Annotated in this window: 6 protein-coding genes and 2 pseudogenes; 5 read left to right on the forward strand and 3 right to left on the reverse strand. The window is 62.6% G+C overall.

What is annotated here, in order from left to right; genetic code table 11:
* Window positions 1-7: 7 nt before the first annotated feature.
* The 3 genes and pseudogenes from NKJ13_RS21595 to NKJ13_RS21605 all read right to left on the reverse strand — a co-directional run.
* A pseudogene (locus tag NKJ13_RS21595) lies at window positions 8-1,225 on the reverse strand (MFS transporter); the annotation flags it as partial.
* Between the two features lie 81 nt (window positions 1,226-1,306).
* Window positions 1,307-2,725 carry a chromate efflux transporter gene (chrA, locus tag NKJ13_RS21600; protein ID WP_352778265.1) on the reverse strand — a complete coding sequence of 473 codons (1,419 nt, stop codon included), beginning with the start codon at window positions 2,723-2,725 and terminating at the stop codon, window positions 1,307-1,309.
* A gap of 9 nt (window positions 2,726-2,734) precedes the next feature.
* On the reverse strand, window positions 2,735-3,634 hold the full coding sequence (locus tag NKJ13_RS21605) for a chromate resistance protein ChrB domain-containing protein (RefSeq protein ID WP_352778267.1): 900 nt from the start codon (window positions 3,632-3,634) through the stop codon (window positions 2,735-2,737).
* A 204-nt stretch (window positions 3,635-3,838) separates the two neighbouring features.
* On the opposite strand from NKJ13_RS21605, the gene NKJ13_RS21610 reads away from it, so the two are divergent.
* From NKJ13_RS21610 to NKJ13_RS21630, 5 genes and pseudogenes are all read left to right on the forward strand, one after another.
* Complete coding sequence (locus NKJ13_RS21610; RefSeq protein WP_352778269.1) at window positions 3,839-4,309, forward strand: chromate resistance protein ChrB domain-containing protein; 471 nt, start codon at window positions 3,839-3,841, stop codon at window positions 4,307-4,309.
* Window positions 4,310-4,373: 64 nt separating this feature from the next.
* The gene (locus tag NKJ13_RS21615; RefSeq protein ID WP_352778271.1) at window positions 4,374-5,249 is read left to right on the forward strand and encodes a DUF1259 domain-containing protein; all 876 of its coding nucleotides are present in this window, start codon (window positions 4,374-4,376) and stop codon (window positions 5,247-5,249) included.
* Between the two features lie 125 nt (window positions 5,250-5,374).
* On the forward strand, window positions 5,375-6,055 hold the full coding sequence (locus tag NKJ13_RS21620; RefSeq protein ID WP_352778273.1) for an ABC transporter ATP-binding protein: 681 nt from the start codon (window positions 5,375-5,377) through the stop codon (window positions 6,053-6,055).
* Between the two features lie 279 nt (window positions 6,056-6,334).
* A pseudogene (locus NKJ13_RS21625) lies at window positions 6,335-6,580 on the forward strand (ABC transporter permease subunit); the annotation flags it as partial.
* 161 nt (window positions 6,581-6,741) lie between these two features.
* Complete coding sequence (locus NKJ13_RS21630) at window positions 6,742-7,113, forward strand: hypothetical protein (protein WP_352778280.1); 372 nt, start codon at window positions 6,742-6,744, stop codon at window positions 7,111-7,113.
* The last annotated feature ends 40 nt before the right edge of the window (window positions 7,114-7,153 follow it).

A 7,153-nucleotide genomic window follows, 5' to 3' on the forward strand; every position in this document is an offset into this window, starting at 1 on the left:
CGCCCCCGTGCTCCTCTGGAGGGCGAACACTGCGAAATGTCGCGAGCAGCAGAAGGTCGTAGATAATTTTCAGCCCACCGGCGATGATCAGGGGCCGGCCGAAGCTGGAGACGGCAAGGAGAGCCCCTGCGAGGACTGGACTGGCGGCCGCCGCGAGGCTGCGCGGGACGGCGGTGATGCTCGCCGCGGCAGCCCGCTCTTCGGGCGTCACCACGGCCATGACGTACGATGTGCGGGTCGGCACGTCCATCTGCGACAGCGCGCTTCTAATCAGCAGAAGAACGATAGCCGGAGCGACGCTCGGTATGATGAGCACCAGACAGAGGCTCGACGGAAGGTGCGTAAACACCATCGTGTTTATGAGTCCGATCTGCTGGAAATTCGCACAGCGACCAAATAGGACGCAGCTGAAAGGACTCCCGTCCAGAAAAAGATTGCGCCGGTCGCGGCGAGCGACAGGCCGAACCGTTGAAAGAGCCAGAGGGCCAACAACGACTGGACGACGAAGCCGCCTGCGAAAGCATCGAGGCTGAAGAGTGCGGCGAGCGTTAGAACGATGGAGCGAGACCTGCGCAATGGCTGTGCCGACACTCTGTTTGCGTCAGGCGCGTCACTCGGCAGCCGCCGATAGAGGAGCACCGCCGCCAACCCAAGCGGGGCATAAAGTAGAAAAGCTGCCTGGAGGGCCTGTTTCATTTCCAGACCGATGGCGTCGCGGAGAAAGTCGGGCGCTCCGGCGGCCAGCGCCCCGACGGCGCCGGCGAGAGAGCCGATAAGGCTGTAGCGCGCAAAGCGCCGTGCGGTCGCAGTCGGTGACGCTCTGCGCAAGCTGCGCATGTTCGAGCGGTAGAAACACGCTGACGTCCCCTGAAGATGGGTTCAGCGTGCCGACGAACGCGATGAGAAGCAGCGGCCAGAAGTCGTGAACGACAGCGAAGACGACCCCCGTTGCTATCATCAGGACAGCCGCTGCGGTCAGCAGCGCTCGACGGGAGAAGCGATGCGCGACGATCCCAACAGCCAGGGTGAGGACGGCTGAGCCCGCGAGCGTCGCCGACGACAGGGTTCCGATCTCGAAGGCGTCGAAGCCGAGCGTGGCCAGATAGGCGGGAAGCAGGATGCTGACCACACCGCCACCGAACGCCCGCAGTCCCCTCGATATCAGCAGGTTCGCAGCAGTCGGCTCAGCACCGGCAGGAAGGAGCCTGAAGCGCCGCTTCGGAATAGCTTTGCGCAAACCGTGCGCGAGCCACGGTAACGTCAACGATGCCTCCTCACCACTGGTAAGCGGCGCTGGCTGCACGGGTTAGATCGCTCCCGTTGCCATCCCGTAGAGCAGCCCGAGGATCGAACAGCCGACGAGCACCGGGAGCATGCCGATCTTGAAGCGAAACACCGCTACCAGCGCACCCAATGTCAGGACGAGGGACGGGACGTTGACGGAGCTGAATGCGGGCACATCGACCGTCATGCCGAACCCTTTAACTTCGCGCAGTGCTCCAAACAGAACGTGAAGCGCGAACCACACCGCCAGGTTCAGGATCACGCCCACCACGGCTGCCGTTATGGTCGCCAGCGCGGCGGACAAGGCCTTGTTGCTGCGCAACGTTTCCACGAACGGCGCACCGACAAATATCCAGAGGAAGCAAGGTGTGAAGGTGACCCAGGTGGTGAGCAGGCCACCCAACGTTCCAGCGAGCAGCGGATTAAGCGATCCCGGCGCTCGATACGCGCCCATGAAGCCGACGAACTGGGTCACCATGATCAAGGGGCCAGGCGTCGTCTCCGCCATGCCGAGGCCGTCCAGCATCTCGCCTGGCTTCAGCCAGCCATATGTATCGACAGCCTGCTGCGCCACGTAAGCGAGGACGGCGTAGGCGCCTCCGAAGGTCACGACCGCCATCTTCGAGAAAAAGACCGCGATATCGGCGAAGACATTGCCGGACCCGAACAGCACGAAAAGGCCGAGGACAGGTGCCAGCCATAGCACCAGAAACACACCTCCGATCTTCAACGACCAGCTGACCGGCGGGCGAGCATGGGGAGCATGGGCAGGAATGCCTTCGCCGAGCGCCGATTCCGCGTCGGCGACCTGCTTGCCGCCGACCTTGCCATGGCCGTTGCCCGCCATGAACGCTGCCAGCTCGGCCCGCCCGCCGACGTACCCGATCACTCCGGCCGTCAGGACAATGAGCGGGAATGGGACATGGAACAGGAAGAGCCCGATGAAGGCGGCGGCGGCGAGGCCTATCATGACTTTGTTCTTGAGCGCCCGCTTGCCGACCCGGATAACCGCCTCGAGCACGATGGCGAGGACGGCGGCCTTCAGACCGAAGAAAAGCGCCTGCACCGCGCCGACATTGCCTAAAATCGCATAGATCCAGCTCAGCGCCATGATGGCGATGACGCCGGGCAGTACGAACAGCGTGCCGGCCACGAGCCCGCCTCGGGTTTTATGCAGGAGCCACCCGATGTAGACGGCGAGCTGCTGGGCCTCCGGTCCTGGCAGGAGCATGCAGTAGTTCAGCGCATGCAGGAACCGCGTCTCGCCGATCCAGCGCTTCTCCTCAACGAGGATGCGATGCATTACCGCGATCTGGCCGGCCGGGCCACCAAAACTCAACGCAGCGACTCGCGCCCAGACCCGCACTGCTTCGCGGAAGGGGATGCCATGCGAAGGTTCATCCCCCAGCGCATTCGGATGGACGGCATGGACGCTGGTCATTGGTTCCCCTCACCCGCGCTTCTGGCGGAAATACTGGTAGAGATTGTCGAAGACCGGGCCGCCCTGCGCGATCCGCTGCTCGTCGCCCTTATTCGTCATGGCGATGCCCGCGATTAGGCTGGCAATGCCCGTCGTCTCGTTGCGCCCGAACTTGCCGTCCTTGAGGTCAATATCATGGGCGATCTCGGCGATGGCCTGCAGCGCCGGGTCGTCAAGCCCGGCCCGGGTGAGCAGCACCTCGAAGCTGCAGCGGTCGCCCTCATGGGTGATCTCACCGTCAAACATATCAAAGCGCAGCTCTCCCGGCTTTGCCGCATAGCTCTTGCCCGGGACGAAGCGGATGACGGCGTCTGGATCAATGAAGCGGCGGATTAGCCAGCTGCAGGCCATCCGGTCGACGTGCACGTCGCGGCGTGTCACCCAGATCCGGCCCTTGAGGTCAGTAATCGGCTCAGTCGCCTTTGACTCCTCGGTCATGGGCCGGTCCTCCACGAGACGCGTCTCGAGCTCGGCGAGCAAACCCTCGACCGCGAGGCGACCCGTGGCGCCGAAGAAGTCGATCGTGTCCACCTCGGCGAGCCGCTTGCGTATTCGGCCGAGCTGCGACCGTGTCTCCGCACGCTTTTCCGGCGTGGCGTTCGCGCCGATCTCGGCGGCGAGACCACGCGCTTCCTTGGCGATCTCCGCATAGTCGGCATCACGCGCCGCATCGAACAGCGCTTGGACCTCGGCATCCGACAATCCGTCGACGAGACGCGCCTCGCACACCATCGCCTCGCCACCACCCGCGACGATCTCCTTCAGGAGCCACTCGAAATCCTCCTGCGTCTCGGCATTGGCCGGCAGTGCATAGACGGTGCTTTTCACCGCGACCGCGCCGATGCCTTGCAGCCGCCGCCAGATCTTCACCCGGAAATAGGCCGGCTTGCTCGGCAGCCGATGGATAAGGAGCAGCCAGCGCTGTTCCGTCGTTTCCCCCTCACTCATAAGTGAACCGTATCACGTGCACAAATAAAATGCAACACTTGTATCATTTCATATTCGGGCGTAGCGTTGACCTCCTTATGGCAGTGGGCCGCGTGGGCTTGTTGCCAAATCAAGGGAGACAAGGTCATGAAATGGGTCACCCGCGAACGCCCGGTCATCGACCGCATTGCTTGTCCCTGGCTGATCGCCCGCTTCATCGACAAGGAGCCCGAATTCCTGTTCGTGCCACCCGATCAGGTGATCCCGCTTGCACAGGAGACGGGCGCTATTCCTTATGACGTGCCCGGCGTCGAGTTCACACATGTCGGTGAAGGCTGCAGTTTCGATACCTTCGTCTCGAAATACGGCCTCGAGCGCGATCCAGCCATCGTGACGATCGCTTCGATCGTTCGCGGCGCCGACACGGATCGGCACGATCTTACTCCACAGTCGGCGGGGCTGCTTGCGATCTCCATGGGGCTCAGGGACGTGACGCCCGACGACCAGGAAGTGCTCAAGCACGGCTTCGTCATCTACGACGCGCTCTATGCCTGGGCTTCGCGCCGCAAGGCGGAAACGCATAGTTGGCCACCTGCCATCAAACCGGCCGTGGCTTGAAAAGCTGGGCGATGGGGGCAGATCAAGGAGAACTCCCATGCGTGCAAAACTCGTGAGCGGCGCGATGCTGATCGCGGTCTCGGCGCTGCTGGAACCGGCATCGGCGGCATCCAATTGGCAGACAGTCGCGCAAACACTGGGCAAAGCCGGAACGGAAATGCCTGGCGGCGTCTACCGGGTCGGGTTGCCACGAACGGACCTGAAGGTTTCGCTCGACGGTGTGGCCCTTCAGCCCGGCTTTGCGCTCGGAGGCTGGGTCGCGTTCGAACCCATGGGAAACCAGACTATGGTCATGGGCGACATCGTTCTAACCCAGGACGAGGTGAACCCGGTCATGAAGAAGCTTGAAGAAGGTGGGATCGAGATAACTGCGGTGCACAACCACTTGTTGCGCGCCGAACCGATGACACTCTACATGCACGTCTTCGGCCAGGGTGACCCCGTCACGCTCGCCACAGCGCTTCATTCCGGTTTGGCGCTGACAAAGACGCCGATGGAGAATGCCGCGTCCGGTGCATCACAATCGCAAGCATCCACGCAGCAGATCGAGTTCGACACAGCGGCCGTCGACCGGGCTATTGGTTACAAAGGAAAGGCCAATGGCGGCGTCTACCAGTTCAGTATCCCGCGCGCCGAACCGGTCAAGGAGAACGGGATGGACGTGCCGGCTGCCTTGGGCACGGCCATAGCGATCAACTTCCAATCGACCGACGGCGACAAAGCAGCGATCACGGGTGATTTTGTGCTGATCGCCAAGGAGGTCAATCCGGTTATCAAGGCCATACAAGACAACGGCATCGAGATCACGGCGTTGCATAGCCACATGCTCGATGAGCAGCCCCGGCTCTTCTTCATGCATTTCTGGGCGAACGACGATGCGCAGAAGCTGGCGAAAGGCCTGCGCGCAGCCCTCGACAAGGTCGCCGTCAAGAAGAGCTAAATATTGGGCCTCCGCGCGATCGCACGCAGGGAGGGAATCAGCCGATGTTGATGCGAAGCCGGATGTCTGACAAGGCGCAAATCGCTACACGGCAAGAGAGAGGATATGCCCTTCAGGTCGGTGCGTTGACCAAGCGCTATGGCGAGCAAACCGCGTTGGCGGATGTTGCCTTCAACGTGGGGGCCGGCGAAGTTCTCGGTCTTATCGGGCCGAACGGCGCCGGCAAGACTACGCTGTTGGAAGCGATCGCCGGGCTTCTTCCGGCCGACTCGGGAAGGATTCTCCGGCACGGCGCCTCTCTGCCGCCTGCATCGCGCCGCAGGTCGATCTTCTTCCTTCCCGACGGCCTGCGGCCCTGGCGCGACCAGTACGTCGAACATGTTCTTGCGTTCTTCGCTGATGTCTACCGGACATCGCACCTCGACGTCGCGGAGACAGTCGGGGCCGTCGGACTTGCACCGGTGTTAATCAAGCGCGTGTCTGAATTGTCCAAAGGGTATGCCCGTCGACTGATGCTGGCGCTTGCCCTGATCACGCCGCATCCCGTGCTGCTGATGGACGAGCCCTTTGACGGCTTCGACTTACGACAGACCCGCGAGATCATGAGCGTGCTTCGCAAGGTCGCGGCGCAGGGGCGCAGCCTCGTCCTCGCGATACACCAACTGCTCGATGCCGAGCGCATGTGCGACCGTTTCGTCTTGCTCGCGGACGGCCGCGTGGGCGGCATCGGATCCCTGAGCGACCTGCGTGCGCGTGCGGGAATTTCGTCCGGTGGGTTGGAGGAGGTTTTCCTTGCGCTCACCTGAGGCAGCTGTACCGCTCGGCGCTCCCTTCGGCCCCTTGCTGGCCAAGGAGCTGCGGGAAATGGCGAGCGGCCGGCCGCTCTGGACAATGCTGCTGATGCTCTGCCCTCTCATCGGCTTCAGCTTCTTTCAGGCCGTGTCGCTCTACGGCGAAACGAGCGCTACTGCCCTCACCTCGCCTGGGCTCGCGAGCGCACTATCCCGCTGGACGGCGTACTGGTTCCGACGTTCGGCGGCTTCTACGTCGCCGTTACGCTGCTGTTTCCCTTTGTTGCCATACGCGTGCTCGGCAACGAAAAGGAGTCCGGCGCCTTGCGGCTCCTGATCCAGCTGCCCTATCGACCGCCGACTTTGATTGGCGCCAAGCTGGTCGCCGTCTTCGCAGCTTGGCTCATTGCCAGTATCCCTGCGCTCTCTGCGCTCGCGATTTGGGAGTTCATGGGCGGACATCTGTTCGTCGCCGAGACCCTGAATGTTGTTCTCGGACATCTCCTCTACGGCCTGTTGGTCGGCGCCATCGCGTTATTCGCAGCTGCGCTTACCGAGAGCGCGGCAACCGCGGCGATTGTCACACTCGGCTTCACACTCGGTCGTGGGTCATCGACTTCGCGGCGGCCAGCCAACCCGACCTCCTTGGCTGGTCGTCGCGGCTGTCGCTCACGCAAACGCTGCACACCTTTGAGCTCGGATTGTTCTCGCTCAGTCTGGTCGTCGGGGTGCTTGCGGCGATTCTTGGATTTGCCGCACTCGCTGCCATGTGGCTCCCCATGGGTGCTACCGTGCGCATCAAGCTTGTCCGTTCGCTCATCTGCCTCGTGGCGACCTGTCTTGTGATGGTCGCGGCTACCCAGATCAGATGGTCCGCCGATGCGACCGAGGACCGACGGAACTCTTTCTCGCTTGCCGACCAACAGGCCCTGGCGCAACTCAGCGATCAGTTGACCGTCACCGTTCACCTGGCGCCCGAAGACCCCCGGTACGCCGATTTGCGAACAAGCTGCGGATTCCGACGTGAAGCCGGCCGCCATTCCGATCAAAGACCGGCCACCATTCCGATTTGAAGCCGGCCACCATTCCAATCAAAAGTCGGCCAGTTTTCGG

The sequence above is a fragment of the Mesorhizobium sp. M0174 genome, from assembly GCF_040322275.1.
Classification (GTDB): domain Bacteria; phylum Pseudomonadota; class Alphaproteobacteria; order Rhizobiales; family Rhizobiaceae; genus Mesorhizobium.